Origin of the sequence: Giesbergeria sp. (assembly GCF_028686475.1) — a bacterium.
Lineage (GTDB): Bacteria > Pseudomonadota > Gammaproteobacteria > Burkholderiales > Burkholderiaceae_C > Simplicispira.
In genome coordinates this window covers 19,207-38,683 of the sequence record NZ_JAQUCA010000006.1, presented here as the reverse complement: position 1 = coordinate 38,683, position 19,477 = coordinate 19,207, and the positions used below count along the sequence as shown (strand labels likewise).

General features: G+C 59.3%; 22 protein-coding genes. 20 read left to right on the top strand and 2 right to left on the bottom strand.

Translation table 11 applies throughout. The annotated features are described in order from the left end of the window. The first annotated feature begins 46 nt into the window (after window positions 1-46). The 7 genes from infC (at window position 47) to PHX60_RS05760 (ending at window position 6,320) form a co-directional block, all read left to right on the top strand. Window positions 47-664 carry a translation initiation factor IF-3 gene (infC, locus tag PHX60_RS05790; protein ID WP_300075738.1) on the top strand — a complete coding sequence of 206 codons (618 nt, stop codon included), beginning with the start codon at window positions 47-49 and terminating at the stop codon, window positions 662-664. 165 nt (window positions 665-829) lie between these two features. Further along, window positions 830-1,033, top strand: coding sequence for a 50S ribosomal protein L35 (rpmI, locus tag PHX60_RS05785; RefSeq protein WP_091454045.1), 204 nt, complete (start codon window positions 830-832; stop codon window positions 1,031-1,033). Window positions 1,034-1,059: 26 nt separating this feature from the next. After that, complete coding sequence (rplT, locus tag PHX60_RS05780) at window positions 1,060-1,419, top strand: 50S ribosomal protein L20 (protein ID WP_300075735.1); 360 nt, start codon at window positions 1,060-1,062, stop codon at window positions 1,417-1,419. A 104-nt stretch (window positions 1,420-1,523) separates the two neighbouring features. Beyond that, window positions 1,524-2,576 (top strand): phenylalanine--tRNA ligase subunit alpha, encoded by a 1,053-nt coding sequence (gene pheS / locus PHX60_RS05775; protein WP_300075733.1) that lies wholly within the window; start codon window positions 1,524-1,526, stop codon window positions 2,574-2,576. 57 nt (window positions 2,577-2,633) lie between these two features. Continuing rightward, window positions 2,634-5,081 (top strand): phenylalanine--tRNA ligase subunit beta, encoded by a 2,448-nt coding sequence (gene pheT, locus PHX60_RS05770; protein WP_300075731.1) that lies wholly within the window; start codon window positions 2,634-2,636, stop codon window positions 5,079-5,081. Window positions 5,082-5,085: 4 nt separating this feature from the next. Beyond that, window positions 5,086-5,427: an integration host factor subunit alpha gene (locus PHX60_RS05765; RefSeq protein ID WP_300075729.1), complete on the top strand. Its 342-nt coding sequence runs from the start codon at window positions 5,086-5,088 to the stop codon at window positions 5,425-5,427. 2 nt (window positions 5,428-5,429) lie between these two features. Then, entirely contained in the window at window positions 5,430-6,320 is an 891-nt protein-coding gene (locus PHX60_RS05760) for a ZIP family metal transporter (protein ID WP_300075728.1), read from the top strand. Window positions 6,321-6,345: 25 nt separating this feature from the next. Here PHX60_RS05760 and PHX60_RS05755 read toward each other — a convergent pair whose 3' ends face one another. Together PHX60_RS05755 and PHX60_RS05750 are read right to left on the bottom strand one after the other, a co-directional pair. Then, window positions 6,346-7,140, bottom strand: a complete 795-nt coding sequence (locus PHX60_RS05755) for an SAM-dependent methyltransferase (protein ID WP_300075726.1) — start codon at window positions 7,138-7,140, stop codon at window positions 6,346-6,348. Further along, window positions 7,137-7,736, bottom strand: a complete 600-nt coding sequence (locus tag PHX60_RS05750) for a Maf family nucleotide pyrophosphatase (protein WP_300075725.1) — start codon at window positions 7,734-7,736, stop codon at window positions 7,137-7,139. The genes PHX60_RS05755 and PHX60_RS05750 overlap by 4 nt, the downstream gene beginning before the upstream one ends. Before the next feature lie 27 nt (window positions 7,737-7,763). Here PHX60_RS05750 and PHX60_RS05745 point away from each other — a divergent pair, with 27 nt between their 5' ends. The 13 genes from PHX60_RS05745 (at window position 7,764) to PHX60_RS05685 (ending at window position 19,332) form a co-directional block, all read left to right on the top strand. Beyond that, a complete protein-coding gene (locus tag PHX60_RS05745) occupies window positions 7,764-8,318 on the top strand; it encodes a YceD family protein (protein ID WP_300075723.1) in 555 nt (184 codons plus the stop codon). Between the two features lie 101 nt (window positions 8,319-8,419). Next, the gene (rpmF, locus tag PHX60_RS05740; protein WP_091453782.1) at window positions 8,420-8,602 is read left to right on the top strand and encodes a 50S ribosomal protein L32; all 183 of its coding nucleotides are present in this window, start codon (window positions 8,420-8,422) and stop codon (window positions 8,600-8,602) included. Window positions 8,603-8,722: 120 nt separating this feature from the next. Continuing rightward, window positions 8,723-9,793 (top strand): phosphate acyltransferase PlsX, encoded by a 1,071-nt coding sequence (plsX, locus tag PHX60_RS05735; RefSeq protein ID WP_300075718.1) that lies wholly within the window; start codon window positions 8,723-8,725, stop codon window positions 9,791-9,793. A gap of 304 nt (window positions 9,794-10,097) precedes the next feature. After that, entirely contained in the window at window positions 10,098-11,534 is a 1,437-nt protein-coding gene (iscB, locus tag PHX60_RS05730) for an RNA-guided endonuclease IscB (protein WP_300075716.1), read from the top strand. Then, window positions 11,534-12,511 (top strand): beta-ketoacyl-ACP synthase III, encoded by a 978-nt coding sequence (locus PHX60_RS05725; RefSeq protein ID WP_300075714.1) that lies wholly within the window; start codon window positions 11,534-11,536, stop codon window positions 12,509-12,511. Before iscB ends, PHX60_RS05725 begins: the two co-directional genes overlap by 1 nt. Window positions 12,512-12,530: 19 nt before the next feature. Next, entirely contained in the window at window positions 12,531-13,478 is a 948-nt protein-coding gene (gene fabD / locus PHX60_RS05720) for an ACP S-malonyltransferase (RefSeq protein ID WP_300075712.1), read from the top strand. Next, window positions 13,475-14,221 (top strand): 3-oxoacyl-ACP reductase FabG, encoded by a 747-nt coding sequence (gene fabG / locus PHX60_RS05715; protein ID WP_300075710.1) that lies wholly within the window; start codon window positions 13,475-13,477, stop codon window positions 14,219-14,221. Before fabD ends, fabG begins: the two co-directional genes overlap by 4 nt. A gap of 105 nt (window positions 14,222-14,326) precedes the next feature. After that, a complete protein-coding gene (acpP, locus tag PHX60_RS05710) occupies window positions 14,327-14,566 on the top strand; it encodes an acyl carrier protein (RefSeq protein ID WP_300075708.1) in 240 nt (79 codons plus the stop codon). A 41-nt stretch (window positions 14,567-14,607) separates the two neighbouring features. Beyond that, window positions 14,608-15,852, top strand: a complete 1,245-nt coding sequence (fabF, locus tag PHX60_RS05705) for a beta-ketoacyl-ACP synthase II (RefSeq protein WP_300075706.1) — start codon at window positions 14,608-14,610, stop codon at window positions 15,850-15,852. A gap of 69 nt (window positions 15,853-15,921) precedes the next feature. Continuing rightward, window positions 15,922-16,383: a hypothetical protein gene (locus PHX60_RS05700; protein ID WP_300075704.1), complete on the top strand. Its 462-nt coding sequence runs from the start codon at window positions 15,922-15,924 to the stop codon at window positions 16,381-16,383. After that, window positions 16,380-17,012 (top strand): RNA polymerase sigma factor RpoE, encoded by a 633-nt coding sequence (gene rpoE, locus PHX60_RS05695; RefSeq protein ID WP_300075702.1) that lies wholly within the window; start codon window positions 16,380-16,382, stop codon window positions 17,010-17,012. Before PHX60_RS05700 ends, rpoE begins: the two co-directional genes overlap by 4 nt. Before the next feature lie 76 nt (window positions 17,013-17,088). Further along, window positions 17,089-17,772: a sigma-E factor negative regulatory protein gene (locus PHX60_RS05690; protein WP_300075700.1), complete on the top strand. Its 684-nt coding sequence runs from the start codon at window positions 17,089-17,091 to the stop codon at window positions 17,770-17,772. Window positions 17,773-17,913: 141 nt separating this feature from the next. Continuing rightward, complete coding sequence (locus tag PHX60_RS05685) at window positions 17,914-19,332, top strand: DegQ family serine endoprotease (RefSeq protein ID WP_300075990.1); 1,419 nt, start codon at window positions 17,914-17,916, stop codon at window positions 19,330-19,332. Window positions 19,333-19,477: the final 145 nt, after the last annotated feature.

The window sequence follows — 19,477 nt, the reverse complement described above, 5'->3', positions numbered from 1 at the left end:
TGTCTGTTTGCAAGCAGCTACGCTTTTCGTAGCATTTAGACTGAAGGTGATAGCCATAGCTACTGAATTTCGTGATCGTCGCCACCGTGAGGAGCGCAAGCACCGCCTCAACCGTGAAATCATGGCCCCCGAGGTGCGCCTGTCCGGCCCTGAAAATGAGCCGCTGGGCGTGGTTAGCCTGATGGAAGCCCTGCGTATGGCAGGCGAGTTGGATGTGGATTTGGTAGAAATTGCCGCCACGGCCAACCCGCCGGTGTGCCGCCTGATGGACTACGGCAAATTCAAATACCAAGAGCAAAAACGTGCTGCCGAGGCCAAAGCCAAGCAGACGGTCATCGAAATCAAGGAAGTCAAGTTCCGCCCCGGTACCGATGATGGCGACTACAACATCAAGCTGCGTAACATTCGCCGCTTTTTGGCCGACGGTGACAAATGCAAAATCACGCTGCGTTTTCGTGGCCGTGAAATCACCCACCAAGAACTGGGCTTGGCCTTGCTCAATCGCCTGCGCGATGATTTGGCCGATACCATCTTGGTCGAGCAGTTTCCGCGCCTAGAAGGCCGCCAGATGATCATGATGATTGCTCCGGCGCGCAAAAAAGCCGGTGGTGGTGGCACTAAGCCCGCCGACGGCGGCGCAGACGCTGTCCACTCAACCCAATAGCCTGCACTGGCTACCCTCAGTGGGTGGCCAATGCAGGAAACCAAAGGGCGCGCCTAGCGCGCCCTTTGTGGCAGGCTTGGGGCCTGCCAATCAGAAGTGTCTCGGGGCCAACAAGTTTGCAAAGGTTTGCAAACGCCTCACGAGCACAATCAAAGGAGCATTCACATGCCCAAAATGAAGACCAAGAGCAGCGCTAAAAAGCGCTTTCGCGTTCGTCCAGGTGGTACCGTTAAGCGCGGCCATGCCTTCAAGCGTCACATTTTGACCAAGAAGACCACCAAGAACAAGCGCCAGTTGCGTGGTGTGGCTGCCGTGCATGAGACCAATATGGGTCACATGGCGCAGATGCTGCCCAAGTGCGGCTTGTAATTCACTGACGAACAAGGAGTAAACACATGCCTCGCGTCAAACGTGGTGTAACGGCCCATGCCCGTCACAAAAAAGTTCTGAAACTGGCCAAGGGTTTCCGTGGTCGTCGTGGTAACGTCTATCGCATCGCCAAACAGGCGGTGATGAAGGCCGGCCAATACGCCTACCGTGACCGTCGTAACCGCAAGCGCGTTTTCCGCCAATTGTGGATTGCCCGTATCAACGCCGGTGCGCGTGAATTGGGCCTGACCTACAGCCAATTTGCCAACGGCCTGAAAAAAGCCGCCATCGAAATTGACCGCAAAATGCTGGCCGATTTGGCCGTGCATGACAAGGCCGCCTTTGGCGCCATCGTGGAACAAGTCAAGGCCAAACTGGCTGCTTGAGTTTCATAGCCGTAGCTACTGCCCGCAGTAGCTGTGAGCGCACTAACCACAAGGGCTAGGCTTGCAAAAGCACTAGCCCTTGTGCCTTTTCAAGAGCAAAAATCATGAACGAGTTGGACTCTCTGGCCGAAAGCGCACAGCAGTTGTTCGCGCAAAGTGCCACCCCCGCCGAGCTAGAAAACGCCAAGGCGCAGTTTTTGGGCAAAGCTGGACGCATCACCGAGCTGATGAAGGGCATGGCGCAGCTGTCGGTAGAAGAAAAAAAATCGCGCGGCGCGGCCATCAACTTGGCCAAGCAAGCCATTGAAGCCGCCCTGACCGCGCGCCGCCAAGCGCTGGCCGATGTCGAGTTGCAACTCCAACTCAAGGCCGAGGCGTTGGATGTGAGCCTGCCCGGTCGCCAGCGCGGCATGGGGGGCTTGCACCCCGTCTCCCTGACGCAAGAGCGCATTGAGGGCATTTTTGGCTCGATGGGTTTTGACGTGGCCGAAGGCCCAGAAATTGAGGCCGACTGGTTCAACTTCACGGCGCTCAACACCCCCGAAGACCACCCCGCGCGCTCCATGCACGACACTTTTTATGTCGAAGGCGGTTCGGCCACAGCGCCTAATTTGCTACGTACCCACACCAGCCCGGTGCAGGTGCGCCATGCGGTGCAGCACGTCAAGCAGTACCGTCACCTGATGGATGCCGGTCAGTCCATGCCGGAAATCCGCGTGATTGTGCCGGGCCGCACCTACCGTGTGGACAGCGATGCCACGCACTCGCCCATGTTTCACCAATGCGAAGGCTTGTGGATTGGCGAGAACGTCAGCTTCAAAGACCTGAAAGTGGTTTTTACCGATTTTTGCCGCACCTTTTTTGAAAGTGATGATTTGGTGCTGCGTTTCCGCCCCAGCTTCTTTCCGTTCACCGAGCCTAGCGCCGAAATCGACATTCAGTTTCCAACTGGCCCCTTGGCAGGCCGTTGGTTGGAAGTGGCCGGTTCGGGCCAAGTGCATCCGAACGTGGTACGCAATATGGGCCTAGACCCCGAAAAATACATCGGCTTTGCCTTTGGCATGGGCATGGACCGTTTAACCATGCTGCGCTACGGCGTGAATGATTTGCGCCTGTTCTTTGACGGCGATATCCGTTTCTTGTCGCAGTTCCAATAAAGCGAACCCAGCCCCTCCAGCTCCCCTGCCCGGCCCCTGAAGTATCCGAGTCTGACTATGCAATTCCCTGAATCTTGGTTGCGCGAATTTTGCAACCCCCCGCTCACCACGGCCCAACTGGCCGAAACGCTGACTATGGCTGGTTTGGAAGTCGAAGAGCTTCAGCCGGTAGCACCGCCGTTCACGCGCATTGTGGTCGGGGAGATTAAAGAGGCGGTGCAGCACCCGAATGCCGACCGCCTGCGCGTGTGCCAAGTGGATGCCGGACAGGGCGCGCTGCTCAATATCGTCTGTGGTGCGCCCAATGCCCGCGTCGGTATCAAAATCCCCTGCGCCTTGGTGGGGGCCGAACTGCCCCCCGGCGCAGATGGCAAGCCCTTCAGCATCAAGCTGGGCAAGCTGCGTGGCGTAGAAAGCCAAGGCATGTTGTGTTCGGCGCGCGAGTTGCAAATCTCGGAAGACAGCGCCGGGCTGCTAGAGCTGCCGCTGGATGCCCCCGTGGGCCAAGATATTCGTCAGTACCTCAAGCTGGACGATACCCTGCTCACGCTCAAGCTCACCCCCAATTTGGCCCACTGCTTGAGCGTGTATGGCATTGCGCGCGAACTCTCGGCCCTGACCGGCGCACCGCTGCTGCAACCGGAGTTTCCGGCGGTATCCGTCGGCATCCCAGACCAATTGCCCGTGGCCGTGCAAGCGCCCGATTTGTGTGGCCGCTTCAGCGGGCGCATTGTGCGTAACGTGAATACCCGCGCTGCCACGCCGCAGTGGATGGTGGATAAACTGGCCCGTTGTGGTCAGCGCAGCGTCTCGCCGCTGGTGGACATCTCCAATTATGTGATGTTCGAGTTGGGCCGCCCCTCGCATATTTTTGATTTGGACAAAATCCACGGGGGCCTGCAAGTGCGTTGGGGCCAGCCGGGCGAACAGCTCAAGCTGCTCAACGGCAACACCGTGACGGTAGATGCCCAAGTGGGTGTGATTGCCGATGAGCACCAAGTTGAATCGCTGGCGGGCATCATGGGCGGCGATGCCACAGCGGTGTCGGACGATACGCGCCACATCTACATCGAGGCAGCCTTCTGGTGGCCCAAAGCCATTGCGGGCCGTTCGCGCCGTTATAACTTCTCTACCGATGCGGGCCATCGTTTTGAGCGCGGCGTTGACCCAGCACATACCGTTGAGCATATCGAGCGCATCACCCAATTGGTGCTGGAAATTTGTGGTACCCCCGACACCGTGGTTGGCCCCATCGACGACCAGCAAACCACCTTGCCTGAGCGCAGCGCGGTTACCTTGCGCGTCGCCCGCTGTGCCAAGGTGTTGGGCATGGCCGTTACGCAGCAACAATGCGCCGCTGCCTTGCGTGGTTTGGGTTTGCCAGTGCAAGAGGGCGATGGTGTGTTGACCGTCACACCGCCCTCCTACCGCTTTGACCTGACTATCGAAGAAGACCTGATTGAAGAAGTCGCCCGCATGGTGGGCTACAAGCACTTGCCCACCACGCCACCACTGGCCCCCATCACCGCCAAACTGCGCGCCGAAAACCGCCGCAGTGCCTTTGCGGTGCGCCGCCAATTGGCTGCACTGGGCTACCAAGAAACCATCAACTTCAGTTTTGTGGATGAGCGTTGGGAGCGCGAGTTGGCAGGCAACGCCCAGCCGATTAAGCTGCTCAACCCAATTGCCAGCCAAATGGGCGTGATGCGCTCCTCCTTGCTGGGTTCACTGTTGCAGGTGCTCAAATTCAACGTGGACCGCCGCGCCGAGCGCGTGCGCGTGTTTGAGTTGGGTCGTGTGTTCTTGCGCGATGCCACCGTGCCCAACAGCGACACCACCGTGCAAGGCTTTGACCAGCCCATGCGGGTAGCAGGCTTGGCTTTTGGCCCCGCCGATAGCCTGCAATGGGGCCGCAAAGAGCAAGCGGTGGACTTCTTCGACCTGAAAGGCGATGTCGAGGCCCTGTTGTCCCCTTTCAAGGCCCAATTTGAACCTGCTACCCACCCCGCCATGCACCCTGGCCGTTGCGCCCGCGTGTCGTTGGATGGCAAAGCGATTGGTTTTGTGGGCGAATTGCACCCACAGTGGCGCCAATCGTGGGAATTGCCCCAAGCGCCCATCGTGTTTGAGTTGGAATTGGATGCGGTGTTGCAACGCAACGTGCCCCAGTTGAAAACCGTGCCCAAGCACCAACCAGTGCAGCGTGATGTGGCCGTGGTGGTGGCTGAACAGGTCAGCCATGCCCAGCTCATGGCGGCGATTGAATCGGCTGTTGCGCCCGAGATGCTGCGCCAAGCGGTGTTGTTCGATGTCTATCGTCCCAAGCCAGTCAAAGGGGCTGAAGTGGCACCTGCGACCGGCTTGGCCGTTGGAGAGAAGAGTCTGGCCGTGCGCCTGACCTTGGGCAGTGGCGAAGCCACCCTGACCGAGGCCGAGATTGAGGCCGCCGTGGCCGCTGTGGTGGCAAAATTGGTTGAACAAACCGGAGCCCGCTTGCGGGTGTAATGCCATGTCCTCCCAGCCCTGCGCCAGTCCGGCGCTGACCAAAGCCCAACTGATCGAGCTGTTGCAGCAAGAAGTGGTGCTTAACAAGCGCGATGCCCAAGAAATAGTCGATACCTTTTTTGGCTTGATAGCCAAGCAGCTGATTGAGGGCCAAGAGGTCAAGCTGCTAGGGTTTGGCAATTTTCAGGTGCGTAGCAAGTCACCCCGTCCGGGACGCAACCCGCGCACTGGCGCGCCAGCACCGATTCGGGCGCGGCGTGTCGTGACCTTCCATGCCAGCGAAAAGCTCAAAGAACAGGTGCAAGCGCACGCCCCGAATCCCCAGGGTACTGGTACTGTGTTGTAACCATGCTGTTGTTGGTTATTTTGCTGGCTACCTTGGTCACTGGCATTGGCAGTGTCTGGATTGCGGCCCTGTTATTGCGGACCTCTTTTGGCGGGCGCAGTGACAGCTTGGGGCCACAGTACCTGCTCAGTTTGGCTGCGGGGGCGCTGTTGGCCACCTCCTTCATGCACCTGCTGCCCGAAGCCTTTGAGAGCCAAGCGGGCGCGCACGATTTGTTTGCTGTGCTGCTGGTGGGCTTGGTGTTTTTCTTTTTGCTGGACAAGGCCGAACTTTGGCACCACGGCCATGAGCATAACCACGGCGCACCCAGCCCCCACCCAGTGGGCCATGCACACAGCCCAGCCCGGCACGAGCATGGCGCAGAAGACCGGCACCACCACGATAATCATCATCACCACCACCAGCATGGGCATAGCCACCATGCCCACGCACATGGGCCGCGCACTGGCGGCTGGACGCTCCTCACTGGCGACAGCGTGCATTGCTTTGGCGATGGTGTATTGATTGCCTCGGCCTTTATGGCCGATATGCGTTTGGGGTTGATTGCTGCCGTGGCGGTACTGGCGCACGAAGTACCGCACCACATCGGTGATTTGGTCGTGTTGCGCCAAAGCAGTGCCAGCCGCCGCATGGCCTTGCTCAAGGTGTCTTTGGCCGGGGCTGTCACGGCGATTGGTGGCCTGTTGGGCTACTTTTTATTGGCACAGTTGCAAGACTGGTTGCCGTATTTCTTGGCCTTGACCTCTAGCAGTTTTATTTACGTCGCCTTGGCCGATTTAATCCCGCAACTGCAAAAGCGCCTCACCGCCCGCGAAACTGCCGCTCAAATTGCGTGGCTGCTGCTAGGCATGGCCGTAGTGGTGCTGCTCAGTAGCATGGCGCACAGCCACTAACAGTAGTCAGTAGTAGCAGCTGTGGTCAACGGCCAATCGCAAACACCACCGGGGTGTGTTTGTCGGGGGCTTCGGGGTGTTGTCGCCATTGGCGCACTGCCATGCTTTGGATGCGCGCCTGCGCCAGCGTCAGGCCGCTGGCCAGTGCCAGCCGGGTATTTGGCCCCAAACTGTGCAGCAAAGCCTGCAACAGCGCGGCATTGCGGTAGGGGGTTTCAATAAACAACTGGGTTTGCCCGGTTTGCAGCGCCAAACTTTCTAAAGCGCGAATGCGCTGGGTGCGTTCGGCGGCATCTTGCGGCAGGTAGCCGACAAAAGCAAAGTTTTGCCCATTCAAGCCACTGGCTGCTAACGCCAACAACAACGATACCGGCCCCACCAAGGGCACTACGTTCAGGCCCAAATCGTGCGCGGCACGCACCACCGAGCTACCGGGGTCGGCCACAGCGGGCATCCCCGCCTCACTGACCAGCCCCATATCGTGCCCAGCCAAAGCGGGGGCCAACAGGGGGCGGGCATCAAATACTGCGCTGCCCTTGTCGCCGTGGTCGCCTTTTTTGTGCGCTTCGCGCGGCAGCTCGATGATGTGTTGTGCTTGCAGTGCTTGCGCCAAGGGATGCAGGGCCTCTATCCGCTTCAGGTAGGCGCGGGTGCTTTTGGCGTTTTCACACACCCAATGCGTCAGCCGCGCTGCGGTGGCCAGCGTGGCCGTGGGCAGGCTGTCGGTTAAAGCGGCTTGGCTGGCACAGCCAAAATCCAAGGGCGCAGGCACCAAATACAGGCTGCCGCGCCCCTGCTGGTTTGCTATGGGCGCACTCATGGCAAGATGATTCCGGCAGCACGCAGCAGGCGGCAGGTGCGAATCAAAGGCAGGCCAATCAGGGCCGTGGGGTCATCACTGAGGATGGCATCGAGCAAGCTGATGCCCAAGCCTTCGCTCTTGGCACTGCCCGCGCAGTCGTAGGGCTGTTCGGCGCGCAGGTAGCGTTCAATTTCGTCCTCGGATAAGGTACGAAAGCGCACCTCCACCGGGGCCAGCTCTAGCTGTTCAAAGCCGGTGGCATGGCACACCACCGCCACAGCGGTTTGAAAAATCACCGTATGGCCGCTCATCATGCCCAGTTGGGTTACGGCACGTTCGTGGTTGCCCGGTTTGCCCAGCGCATGACCCGCCAAATCGGCCACTTGGTCCGAGCCAATCACCACGGCTTCGGGGTAGCAGCTGGCCACCGCATGGGCTTTGGCCAAGGCCAAACGTTGTGCCAGTGCGGCAGGGGCTTCGCCGGGTTGTGGGGTTTCATCCACCTCGGGGGCGGCCACATCAAAGGGCAATTGCAGACGTTGCAACAGCTCGCGCCGGTAACGCGAAGTCGAACCCAGCACCAGTGGGCGTTGTAGGGGAAAAAAAGCTTGCATGGTGGTAATTCTCTTACACTGCACACCATGAGCAAGACCTTTCACCCCGAAAAACTGGACATCAAAGCCTTTGCACAGGCCGGTGGGCATTTAGCCAACCACGAAACCCTGCTCAGATACACCCGTTTGGCCGAAGAGGCCCACGGCTTGCTGCACCCGAATTTGCGTGTGGACTGGCAAGCCGACGCCGAGATGCTCTCGGACGGCGGCAACGGCCACCAGCCTTGGCTGCATTTGCGGGTCGAGGCCACCTTCCCGATGCTGTGCCAACGCTGCTTGGGGCCGGTCGATGTGCCATTGCTGGTAGAGCGTTCGTTTCGCTTTGTGCCCGACGAGGCCACCGCCGAAGCGCTGGACGAAGAGTTTGAAGAAGACCTGTTGGCCCTAGAGCCAGATTTTGACCTGCACACCCTGATAGAAGACGAGCTGCTCATGGCCCTGCCGGTCGTGCCGCGCCATGAAGAGTGCCCCGAATCGGTGCCGCTGGCCTCCAGCGACGAAGATTTTGAAGCGGCCAACGCCGAAAAGCCCAATCCCTTTGCCGCTTTGGCCAGTTTGCGCGTTGCCAAAGGGCAAAATTAAGCCTTTGCTATAATCTTAGGCTTCGCGCGAATCCCACCTCGTGTCTTTTGAATGGGCCTCTCGCGTTTTTACCAACCCCTTTTTAAGACCAGGAGCCCATCATGGCTGTCCAACAGAACAAAAAATCCCCTTCCAAGCGCGGTATGCACCGTTCGCACAATGCCCTGAACGTGCCTGGCATTGCTGTCGAAGCCACCACCGGCGAAATCCACCTGCGCCACCACATCAGCCCCAACGGCTTTTACCGTGGCCGCCAAGTGCTGAAGAATAAATCTGCTGCCTGACCGCATCCAGACCTTCATACCTCCAAAGGCCCGTGGCTACTTGTTTTGTAGCACGGGCCTTTGCTTTTCCCGCTGCTTTCTTTCTTGAACTGGCTGCATGAACAGCCCCACATTTGTTCCATGATTACTCTGGCTGTCGATTGCATGGGGGGTGACCACGGCCCCCGCGTCACTTTGGCGGCGTGCCGCCGGTTTCTGGACGAGCACCCTGACGCGCGTTTGTTGCTGGTGGGGCTGCCCGAGGCTTTACAAAGCTTTACCCACGAGCGCGCGCAGGCCATCCACGCCAGCGAAGTGGTAACGATGGATGACCCGGTAGAGATTGCCTTGCGGCGCAAAAAAAATTCCTCCATGCGCGTAGCAATTCAACAGGTGAAAGAAGGCACGGCGGCAGCGGCCGTTTCGGCAGGTAATACGGGCGCACTGATGGCGATTGCCCGCTACATCCTCAAAACACTGGATGGCATTGACCGTCCGGCGATTGCGGGCCAAATCCCCAATGCTTTGGGTGGCTCCACCACGGTGCTGGATTTGGGCGCGAATGTCGATTGCACCGAGTTGCACCTGCTGCAATTTGCCATCATGGGCTCGGCATTAGACACGGTACTCAAAGGCCAAGAACAACCTACCGTTGGGCTGCTCAACATTGGCTCCGAGGCCATCAAAGGCAGCGAAGTGATTAAAAAAGCCGGTGAATTGCTGCGCCATGCGGGTGAGGCGGGCAGCATCCGTTTCTTTGGCAATGTCGAGGGCAATGACATCTTCAAAGGCACGACCGATATTGTGGTCTGTGATGGCTTTGTCGGCAATGTGGCCCTCAAAACCAGCGAAGGGCTGGCCAGCATGGTCAGCAGCTTTCTCAAGCAAGAATTTGCCCGCAACCCCTGGACGAAGTTGGCTGCACTGATGTCCTATCCGGTGTTGTCGGCCTTCAAAAAGCGCTTAGACCATCGCCGCTACAACGGCGCGGCTTTGTTGGGTTTGCGCGGTTTGGTGTTCAAAAGCCACGGCTCGGCTGATGAGGTAGCCTTTGGCCAAGCCCTGAACCGGGCGTATGATGCTGCCCGCAACAACTTGCTGGACCGGGTACGCCACCGCATCGCCAACGCAGCGCCTTTTTTGCTGCCAGCCAGCCCTACTACGGAGCGCGCACCCACGCCAGCGTCTCAGTCGTCAATTACCCCATCCTGAAGGATGGGGCTTGAAGCCGAAAGGATTTAAGCCAAGTTGACCAGGGAAAGCGGTAACCAGCCCGCTACGTTGACAACAGGTCGTTGAGACGCACCAGCAAATGCTTCCTCAGTTTGCTGCTCTGCAAGGTTTTAATCATGCTGGACCAAGGTAAAAGCCCGAAGCTTGAAACCGCAGCTTGTAAAAGCTGGAGCCGGTTGCCAACATTCCCGAGGGGAGCGACATCGCAAGGTGTCCCTCACTAAGCCCGTAAGGGCTGACTAGCTGGAAAGACAGCCGTTTTTTTGGAGAGATGGAGAGATACGTGGCAGTTTTTGTGTTGGATTCCCAAGGTAAGGCATTGATGCCCTGCACCGAAAAGCGCGCCCGGCTGCTGCTGGCGCGTGGCCGGGCGCGGGTGCATCGCTTGGTACCGATGGTGATTCGACTTACAGACCGTGCAGCGGATACCTGCACTTTTCAGCCACTGCGTTTGAAACTCGACCCCGGCAGCAAAACTACCGGCTTGGCTTTGGTGCGCGATGCTGAAATCATTGACCAGCAAAGCGGCGAAGTGCAAGTTACTGCCGTGGTGCTGAACTTGATGGAGTTAATCCATCGTGGCAGACAAATTTCCGAAGCCTTAACCGCTCGCCGCCAGATGCGCCGTCGGCGTAGAAACCAGTTGCGCCACCGTGCGCCGCGTTTTCTCAATCGCGGCAACCAAAAAGAAGGTTGGCTGGCCCCCTCGTTGCAACACCGGGTCGATACCTGCATGGCGTGGGTGCGACGCATCCAACGCTGGGTACCACTTAAAGCCATCAGCTCTGAGCTGGTGCGCTTTGATATGCAAGCCCTGCAAAACCCGAAAATCTCGGGCATCGAATACCAGCAAGGCACTTTATTCGGCTACGAACTGCGCGAGTACCTGCTGGAAAAATGGGGCCGCCAGTGCGCGTATTGCGATGCCCAAGACGTTCCGTTGCAAATCGAACACATCCACCCCAAAGCGCAGGGCGGCAGCAATCGGGCTTCTAACTTAACGCTGGCTTGCGCCTGCTGCAACCAGAAAAAAGCCGCGCGTAGCATTGAAGATTTTTTGACCAAAGACCCCAAGCGCTTGGCCAAGATACTCGCAGATGCGAAAAAGCCCCTGCGTGATGCAGCAGCAGTCAATGCTACCCGCTGGGCGCTGGCGAATGCGCTGCAAGCCACCGGCTTGCCGGTCGAACTGGCTTCGGGTGGTCAAACCAAATTCAACCGTTGCACGCTGGGTATCCCGAAAACCCATGCACTCGATGCTGCTTGCGTCGGAACCCTGCAAGTCCTGCAAAACTGGCAATGCCCCACGCTAACACTCAAAGCCACAGGCCGAGGCAGTTACCAACGCACAAGGCTGAACAAATTTGGCTTTCCAAGGGGCTACCTCATGCGCCGTAAACGGGTGCATGGTTTTGGCACTGGCGACATGGTACGCGCCGAAGTGCCCTCGGGGGTCAAAGCTGGCATCCACATCGGTCGTGTGGCGATTCGAGCCAGTGGTTCTTTTAACATCCAAAGCTACCAAGACGGACAATCCGTCGTGGTGCAAGGCATCAGCCACAAACATTGTCGCGTGATTCAGCGTGGTGATGGCTATGGCTACTTCTTCAACCGGGCCAACAGCGCAAAACGTGAACCGGCAAGGCCCCAAGCCAGGAACGCTGTGCGTTCCGCGCTCTGCCTCCCCGGCATGAATGCCGAGGTTTCACGCGCACACTGATGAAACCCTACTCCCGCATTATCGGCACGGGCAGCTACCTGCCCCCGCGCCGCGTAACCAACGCCGATTTAGTGGCCGATTTGGCCGCCCGTGGCGTGGAAAGCTCAGACCAATGGATTGTCGAGCGCACCGGCATCCGGGCGCGCCACTTTGCTGATGCCGATGTGGTGAGCAGCGATTTGGCGCTAGAGGCCGCGCGCCAAGCCTTGGATGCTGCCGGGGTGCAAGCCCAAGACATTGACCTGATTATTGTGGCCACCTCCACGCCCGATATGGTGTTTCCGTCCACGGCCACCATCTTGCAACACAAACTCGGTGCCCACGGTTGCCCGGCGTTTGATGTGCAGGCGGTGTGCAGCGGCTTTATCTATGCCCTCACGGTCGCCGATGCCATGATTCGCGCGGGCACGGCCACGCGGGCGCTGGTGGTGGGTTCCGAAATTTTTAGCCGCCTGTTGGATTTCCAAGACCGCACCACCTGCGTGCTGTTTGGCGATGGCGCTGGGGCCGTGGTGCTAGAAGCCTCGGAGGAGCCGGGCATTTTGTCCACCGACATCCACGCCGATGGCAAACATGTGGGCATTTTGTGCGTGCCCGGCCATGTTTCGGGCGGCCAAGTGACTGGCCTGCCCTTGCTGACGATGGACGGCCAAGCGGTGTTCAAGCTGGCGGTGGGTTTATTGGAAGGTGCCGCCCGCACGGTGCTGCACAAAGCCAACCTGACCGAAGCCGATATTGATTGGCTGATTCCGCACCAAGCCAATATCCGTATCATGCAAAGCACGGCGCGCAAGCTCAAAATGGGCATGGACAAAGTCGTGGTGACGGTGCAAGAGCATGGCAACACCTCGGCGGCCTCGATTCCGCTGGCACTAGACCACGCCGTGCGCGCCGGTCAGGTGCAAAAAGGCCAAACCCTGCTGCTCGAAGGCGTAGGCGGTGGCTTTACTTGGGGCGCGGTGCTGCTCAAACTCTGATTTTTTCCATAAAAAAACTATGAAGACTTTTGCATTTGTCTTTCCGGGACAAGGCTCCCAATCTGTGGGTATGTTGGATGCCTGGAGCGACCACCCCGTGGTGGCGCAAACGCTGCAAGAAGCCTCCGATGCCTTGGGTGAAGATGTTGCCAAGCTCATCCACGAAGGCCCGAAAGAAGCTTTGGCCCTGACCACCAACACCCAACCGGTGATGCTGGTGGCCGGTGTAGCGGCATGGCGGGTCTGGCAAGCGGAAGGCGGCGCTTTGCCTGCTGCCGTGGCCGGGCACTCTCTGGGCGAATACTCGGCCTTGGTGGCCTCGGGCGTACTCACGCTGGCCCAAGCAGCACCGCTGGTGCGCCTGCGCGCTGCTGCCATGCAAGAAGCCGTGCCGGTGGGCACCGGCGCAATGGCCGCTATTTTGGGCTTAGAAGCCGCCAAAGTCATCGCGGGCTGCGCCGAAGCCACTGCTGCATTGGGCAACAGCGCCGAAGTGGTAGAGGCCGTTAACTTTAACGACCCAGCCCAAACCGTGATTGCGGGCAGCAAAGCCGCCGTCGAAAAAGCCTGCGAAATGCTCAAAGCCGCCGGAGCCAAACGCGCCCTGCCATTGCCGGTATCGGCACCGTTTCACTCCAGCCTGATGAAACCTGCGGCTGAAAAACTGCGCCTGGCTTTGGCAGAGACCGTGCTGGCCGCGCCGCAAATTCCTGTCCTCAACAACATCGACGTGGCGGTACAGCAAGATGCCGATGCCATCCGCGATGCACTCTACCGCCAAGCCTTTGGCCCGGTGCGCTGGGTGGAATGCGTGCAAGCACTCAAAGCCCGTGGCATCAGCCATATCATCGAATGCGGCCCCGGCAAGGTATTGGCCGGGCTGGTCAAGCGCATTGATGCCGAACTGGTCGGTGCCGCCCTGTACGACCCCACCACCCTGACCCAAACCAAGGAGTTATTGGCATGAGCGAATCCACCACAAAAGCCCCCGTGGCACTGGTCACTGGCGCATCGCGCGGTATTGGTGCAGCCATTGCCCAAGAACTGGCTGCCCGTGGCTACCAAGTCATTGGTACGGCCACCACGGCTGAAGGGGCCGAGCGCATCAGCGCGGCCTTGGCCGCCTACCCCAGCTGCCGAGGCGCGGCTTTGGATGTCAACGATGCCCCAGCGGTAGAAGCGCTGATAGATGGCATCGTCAAGCAACAAGGCGGCCTGCAAGTGCTGGTGAACAACGCTGGTATCACCCGTGACCAACTGGCCATGCGGATGAAAGATGACGACTGGGATGCCGTGCTGGACACCAATCTGAAAGCCGTGTTTCGCGTGAGCCGTGCCGCTATCAAACCCATGATGAAGCAGCGTTTTGGCCGCATCATCAGCATCACCAGCGTGGTGGGCGCTTCGGGCAACCCCGGTCAGGCCAACTACGCCGCCGCCAAGGCCGGTGTGGCCGGTATGACGCGCGCCTTGGCGCGTGAACTGGGCAGCCGCAACATCACCGTCAACTGCGTGGCCCCCGGCTTCATCGACACCGACATGACCGCCAGCCTGCCCGAAGCACAGCAAAAAGCCCTGACAGCGCAAATTCCATTGGGTTGTTTGGGCAAGCCATCCGACATCGCCCATGCCGTGGCCTACCTTGCGTCCCATGAAGCGGGCTATGTCACCGGGCAAGAATTGCACGTCAATGGCGGCATGTACATGTAGTTGCCCGAAGATGATGCCGATTGCATCGTGGCAGTAAGCTATTTCGGCTTACTTCCTGATACGGCTAGAATCGAGAATTCATTCACAACCTCCCAGAGGGAAACCATGAGCGATATTGAAGCACGCGTCAAAAAAATCATTGCCGAGCAACTGGGCGTAGAAGAGTCCCAAGTTACCAACGAAAAAGCCTTCGTGGCCGATTTGGGTGCCGACTCGCTGGACACCGTAGAACTGGTAATGGCCCTCGAAGACGAATTCGGCATCGAAATCCCTGACGAAGATGCCGAAAAAATCACGACGGTGCAAAACGCCATCGACTACGCCACCGGCCACCAAAAGGCTTAATCGGCGCACCGCGCCTTTCGATCAGCACAAGGTTTTAACGCATGAGCCGTCGTCGCGTTGTCGTGACCGGCCTAGGTTGCATCAGCCCCGTGGGTAACACGGTACAAGATGCCTGGGCCAATATCCTCGCCGGAAAATCCGGTATTGATCTCATCACCAAGTTCGATACGTCGAACTTCGCCTGCAAAATTGCCGGTGAGGTCAAAGGGTTTGACCTAGGGTCTTATATCAGCGCCAAAGATGCGCGCACTATGGACAGCTTTATCCATTTTGGCATTGCTGCTGCCGCGCAAGCGGTGCAAGATGCTGGCTTGCCCACCGGCGATGCCTTGGATGAAGAGTTGGCCACGCGCATCGCTTGTGTGATTGGCTCGGGCATCGGCGGCCTGCCGCTGATCGAAAACACCCACACCGAGTTGGTCGGTCGTGGCCCCCGGCGCGTGACTCCTTTCTTTGTGCCCGCTTCCATCATCAACATGGTGGCTGGGCATGTTTCCATGCGCTTTGGCTTCAAAGGCCCCAATTTGGCGGTTGTAACAGCCTGCACCACCGGCCTGCACTGCATTGGCGAAGGTGGCCGCATGATTGAGTACGGCGATGCCGACATCGTCGTCGCTGGCGGCACCGAGGCCACCATTTCGCCGCTGGGCGTGGGCGGTTTTGCTGCCATGCGCGCCCTCTCCACGCGCAACGATGACCCCCAACACGCCTCGCGCCCGTGGGACAAAGACCGCGACGGCTTTGTGCTGGGCGAAGGCGCTGGCGTGATGGTGCTAGAAGAGTACGAACACGCCAAAGCGCGTGGGGCCAAAATTTACGCCGAATTGTGCGGTTTTGGCATGAGTGCCGACGCTGGCCACATCACCGCCCCCAGCATGGATGGCCCACGCCGCGCCATGCTGGCTGCGCTACGCAATGCCGGTATCAACGCCAATCAGGTGGACTACCTCAACGCGCACGGCACCTCCACGCCGCTGGGCGACATCAACGAGACCAATGCCATCAAGGCCGCCTTTGGCGACCATGCCCACAAAATGGTGGTCAGTTCTACCAAGTCCATGACGGGCCATCTGTTGGGCGGTGCTGGCGGTATCGAGAGCATCTTTACCGTGCTGGCCTTGCAGCAGCAAAAAATTCCGCCCACCACCAACCTGAACACGCCCGACCCAGAATGTGACTTGGACTATTGCGCCAACACCGCCCGCGATGCCAAGCTCGATATTGCCGTCAAAAACAATTTCGGCTTTGGCGGCACCAACGGCTCGCTGGTGTTCCGGCGCATTTAAGCCGCCATTGCCGGCCTACTGCTGTATGGCCTGCCGCGCCACATCGCACGCCAGCGCCCAAGGGGCAGCATGAGCCAGTCGGCCCCCTTGGTGGCCTACCCGGTGCGCCGTAGCCCTAGGCTATTGAGCGGCTTGCTGTGCTTGGTGGCAGCGGGGTTGGGGGGCTTGCTGGCTTGGAGCATAGCGGGGGCCGCGCCGGGCAAAGTCGCATGGGCATCGGCCTTGCTGCTGTGGCTGCTGTGTACCCTGTGGGTGCTGTGGTTTTGGTGGCAATCGCCCCAAGGCAGCTTGGCTTGGGATGGCTACCATTGGAGCTGGACACCTTCCGGCGGCACCGCCAGTGGTCTCGGCAGTGCCTCGATTCATCTGGACTGGCAGCACAGCCTGTGGGTACGCTGGCAAGCCCCCGGCTCTGGCCAAGTAGTTTGGTTGTGGCTAGAGCAGCGCCAAGACCCCCCCCAATGGCTCGATGTGCGCCGCGCATTGCTGGCCCCTCCCGCCCCTTCACCACCCCCTACCCCCACACCATGACCGTCTCTCCTCCTGCCGATGTACCTCCGGGTGACAGTGATTGGGCGCTGGTGCAGCGCACCGTGGCAGGCGACCAGCGCGCCTACGAACTGTTGGTGATTAAATACCAGCGCCGCATCGAGCGCCTGATTGGTCGCATGGTGCGCGACAGCAATTTGATAGAAGACATCGCCCAAGAAACCTTCATCCGTGCTTACCGCGCCCTGCCCCAGTTTCGTGGCGAGGCCCAGTTTTATACCTGGTTGTACCGCATTGCTGTCAATACGGCCAAGAAAGCGCTGCTCGACCTCAAGCGTGACCCGCTGCTTTACGAAAGCGCTATGTCGGTTCACGATGAAAACGATGAAACTTCACGGCCCGGACATGAACCAAGTACAGACGAAACCCCAGAGACGGTGTTGGCGGCGCAAGAAATTGCTGCTGCCGTCAATGCCGCGATGGAAGCCCTGCCCGAAGACTTGCGCCAAGCCGTAACGCTACGGGAAATTGAAGGATTGAGCTATGACGAAATTGCCTTGGCCATGAACTGCCCTATCGGCACAGTGCGTTCACGCATTTTTCGGGCGCGCGAAGCCATTTCGGCGCGTGTGCGGCCTTTGCTGCAAAACCAAAGCGGCAAACGCTGGTAAGCAGCCGTCGCTGAAGGCGCTTGACGTTGCAATAGCTCATGGTGGCCCGCACAGGCCCCAAACAGGTGAAAAAATCATGGAACAGCAAACCCAACGCGAACAACTCTCGGCCTTGGCCGATGGTGAATTGCCCGATGAAGAATGGGCGCAAGCCCTGCACTTTGCCGCCACCGATGCGGGGCGTGAAACGTGGCAGTTGTACCAACTGGTGGGCGATGTGTTGCGCTCGCCCGAATTGGCGCGCCAAACCCACGACGATGGCGCTTTTTTAGCCCGACTGCGCCAAAACTTGGCCCAAGAGTCCCTGCACGGTGTGCCCCCGGTGGCGGTCGCGCCTGCGGCCCTCGTTGCGCCGGTACAGGCGCAAGAAATGCCAGCGCAGTCCATCGCTTTCGTGCCCAAGGCGGCGGCCAACGATTCGGTGTTCCGCTGGAAAATGCTGGCCGGTGTCGCCTCCTTGGCCACCGTGGCCAGTTTGGCTTGGAGCACTTGGGGCAGCAGTGGCCAAGGGCCAGCCACAGGGCAATGGGCGGCCAACAGCGCCCCTGCTGCATCGGTGGTAGCGCAACCCCCATTGGCTGCTGCTCCGGTGGCAGTGGCCAAAACTGATAACTTGGGCCAATCCACCCCCCAAGTCATGTTGCGTGACCCGCGTTTGGACGAATTGCTGGCGGCCCACCAGCAGTTTCATGGAGCCTCGGCCTTGCAACTGCCTGCTAATTTTTTACGCAACGCCAATTTTGAGTCGCCCAAGCGCTAAGACTGCGGAACCAATCGCCGCCAACGCCTTCTGAAGCACAGACCGCCCCGCCAGCGTGCCGGGCGTTTTTACTTTGCAGAAAGGCTTCTGATGAAAAACACACACTGGACAGTTTCGCGCTCTGTGCTGGCCGCCTGCGTGATGGCAGCAGCCAGCATCACCGCCATGCCTGGCAATGCCATCGCCCAACCAGCCGCTGTGGCGCGTGGCCTGCCCGACTTTACCGATTTGGTCGAACAAGTGGGTCCGGCGGTAGTCAATATCCGCACCACCGAAAAAATCGCCGCGCGCGTGCCCACCGGGGGCATGGACGAAGAAATGCTAGAGTTTTTCAAGCGCTTTGGCCTGCCCACGCCACAAATGCCACGCCAGCAACGCCCACAGCGTCCGCACGATGAAGACGGCCAATCCTCGCGCGGCGTGGGTTCGGGTTTTATCGTCAGCAGCGACGGCTATGTCATGACCAACGCCCACGTGATTGAAGGCGCAGACCAAGTGCTGGTCACCCTGACCGACAAACGCGAGTTCAAAGCCAAAGTGATTGGCACCGACAAGCGCACCGATGTAGCGGTGCTAAAAATCGATGCCACCGGCCTGCCCGCCGTCAAAGTGGGCGACAGCAGCCGCCTGCGCGTGGGGGAGTGGGTGATGGCGATTGGCTCGCCGTTTGGGCTAGAAAGCTCGGTTACAGCCGGCATCGTCAGTGCCAAACAACGTGACACCGGCGATTATTTGCCCTTTATTCAAACCGATGTGGCGATTAACCCCGGCAACTCCGGCGGCCCGCTCATCAATATGCGCGGTGAGGTGGTGGGCATCAACAGCCAAATTTATTCGCGCTCGGGCGGCTATATGGGCATTGCCTTTGCCATTCCCATCGACGAAGCCATGCGCGTGAGTGAACAACTGCGCGCCAGCGGCAAAGTCACACGCGGACGCATTGGCGTACAAATTGGCCCGGTGGCCAAAGATGTGGCCGAATCCATCGGTTTGGGCAAACAGCAGGGCGCGCTGGTGACGGGGGTAGAAGCGGGTTCACCCGCCGAGAAAGCGGGCATCGAAGCCGGTGATGTGATTACCAAGTTCAACGGCAAAGCGATTGAAAAAGTATCGGATTTGCCGCGCTTGGTCGGTAGCACCAAGCCGGGCAGCAAAAGCACCATCAGCGTGTTTCGCCGGGGTGGCAATCGTGATTTGACCATCACCATTGCCGAAGTAGAACCCGACAAAGTTGCCAGCACGCGCAAAGCCACCGACAGCGACAGTAAAACCAAGCTGGCCAGCGCGCAGCAGTTGGGCTTGCAGGTGTCAGATTTGAGCGAAGCGCAAAAACGCGAACTCAAGCACAAAACCGGGGTGTTGGTCGATGCCGCCAGCGATGCGGCGGCACGGGCTGGCCTGCGCGAGGGCGATATTATTTTGGCCATTGCCAACACCGAAGTCTCTAGCGCCAAAGAGCTAGAGGCCGTGTTGGCCAAGGCCGATAAAGCCAAGCCCATCAATGTGCTGTTTCGCCGGGGCGAATGGGCGCAGTATGCGCTGATTCGGCCCAACCGCTAAAGCGGGCGCTGGGGCCTCGTTGGGTAGAATAGCCGCCTGTCCCAGACGCTGGCCCTGCCGCCGGGACTTGCGCTGTACTGCCTTCCACCACACCACACCAACCACCGCAGTGGCCGGGGAGCGTTGGTTCAGGGCGCATCATCAG

Bases quoted from the DNA above. Each gene is read 5' to 3' on its own strand.
- rpmF (WP_091453782.1), top strand. From the start codon at position 8,420: ATGGCTGTCCAACAGAACAAAAAATCCCCTTCCAAGCGCGGTATGCAC.
- PHX60_RS05755 (WP_300075726.1), bottom strand. From the start codon at position 7,140: ATGAGTGCGCCCATAGCAAACCAGCAGGGGCGCGGCAGCCTGTATTTG.
- PHX60_RS05745 (WP_300075723.1), top strand. From the start codon at position 7,764: ATGAGCAAGACCTTTCACCCCGAAAAACTGGACATCAAAGCCTTTGCA.
- PHX60_RS05750 (WP_300075725.1), bottom strand. From the start codon at position 7,736: ATGCAAGCTTTTTTTCCCCTACAACGCCCACTGGTGCTGGGTTCGACT.
- PHX60_RS05765 (WP_300075729.1), top strand. From the start codon at position 5,086: ATGTCCTCCCAGCCCTGCGCCAGTCCGGCGCTGACCAAAGCCCAACTG.
- rplT (WP_300075735.1), top strand. From the start codon at position 1,060: ATGCCTCGCGTCAAACGTGGTGTAACGGCCCATGCCCGTCACAAAAAA.
- PHX60_RS05690 (WP_300075700.1), top strand. From the start codon at position 17,089: ATGGAACAGCAAACCCAACGCGAACAACTCTCGGCCTTGGCCGATGGT.
- rpmI (WP_091454045.1), top strand. From the start codon at position 830: ATGCCCAAAATGAAGACCAAGAGCAGCGCTAAAAAGCGCTTTCGCGTT.
- PHX60_RS05700 (WP_300075704.1), top strand. From the start codon at position 15,922: ATGAGCCAGTCGGCCCCCTTGGTGGCCTACCCGGTGCGCCGTAGCCCT.
- plsX (WP_300075718.1), top strand. From the start codon at position 8,723: ATGATTACTCTGGCTGTCGATTGCATGGGGGGTGACCACGGCCCCCGC.
- rpoE (WP_300075702.1), top strand. From the start codon at position 16,380: ATGACCGTCTCTCCTCCTGCCGATGTACCTCCGGGTGACAGTGATTGG.
- pheS (WP_300075733.1), top strand. From the start codon at position 1,524: ATGAACGAGTTGGACTCTCTGGCCGAAAGCGCACAGCAGTTGTTCGCG.
- acpP (WP_300075708.1), top strand. From the start codon at position 14,327: ATGAGCGATATTGAAGCACGCGTCAAAAAAATCATTGCCGAGCAACTG.
- PHX60_RS05760 (WP_300075728.1), top strand. From the start codon at position 5,430: ATGCTGTTGTTGGTTATTTTGCTGGCTACCTTGGTCACTGGCATTGGC.
- fabG (WP_300075710.1), top strand. From the start codon at position 13,475: ATGAGCGAATCCACCACAAAAGCCCCCGTGGCACTGGTCACTGGCGCA.
- pheT (WP_300075731.1), top strand. From the start codon at position 2,634: ATGCAATTCCCTGAATCTTGGTTGCGCGAATTTTGCAACCCCCCGCTC.
- PHX60_RS05725 (WP_300075714.1), top strand. From the start codon at position 11,534: ATGAAACCCTACTCCCGCATTATCGGCACGGGCAGCTACCTGCCCCCG.
- fabD (WP_300075712.1), top strand. From the start codon at position 12,531: ATGAAGACTTTTGCATTTGTCTTTCCGGGACAAGGCTCCCAATCTGTG.
- PHX60_RS05685 (WP_300075990.1), top strand. From the start codon at position 17,914: ATGGCAGCAGCCAGCATCACCGCCATGCCTGGCAATGCCATCGCCCAA.
- fabF (WP_300075706.1), top strand. From the start codon at position 14,608: ATGAGCCGTCGTCGCGTTGTCGTGACCGGCCTAGGTTGCATCAGCCCC.